A 394-nucleotide genomic window follows, 5' to 3' on the forward strand; every position below is an offset into this window, starting at 1 on the left:
CGTCGAGTTCGTCCGCACCGGCGCGCCGACCGACACCAGCCCTGTGGCCGCGCGCGACGCGGTCGCTGCCGGCATCGGCGGCGCACTGTCGATCCGCTCCCACTCCGAGCCCTTCGAGATCCCGCGGCTGAGCGACGAGATGCTCGAGTACTACGCGGCGCACCAGCCGGCCCGCACACCGGTCGGGGACTGATGCTCCGCTACGCGCTGCGGCGCATCCTGATGATGGTGCCGACCCTGATCGGGTCGACGCTCCTCGTCTATCTGCTCGTCTTCCTCATCCCCGGCGACCCGGTGGCCAGGCTCGCCGGGGGCGAGAAGCGGCTGTCGGACTCGACCATCGCAGCGATTCGTGCGCAGTACAACCTCGACGACCCCTTCTTCGTGCAGTACG

The 394-nt window shown here is 69.8% G+C and carries 1 protein-coding gene and 1 pseudogene; both read left to right on the plus strand.

Annotated elements, in window-relative coordinates; genetic code table 11:
- Nucleotides 1-193, plus strand: a 193-nt coding sequence (locus KI686_RS17405; protein WP_237590296.1) for a hypothetical protein, incomplete at its 5' end; no start/stop codon positions are given.
- Nucleotides 193-394 (plus strand): annotated as a pseudogene (locus KI686_RS17410) (hypothetical protein); the annotation flags it as partial. The gene KI686_RS17405 and the pseudogene KI686_RS17410, both read left to right, overlap by 1 nt.

This window comes from Polaribacter sargassicola (genome assembly GCF_021991835.1).
Classification (GTDB): domain Bacteria; phylum Bacteroidota; class Bacteroidia; order Flavobacteriales; family Flavobacteriaceae; genus Polaribacter; species Polaribacter sargassicola.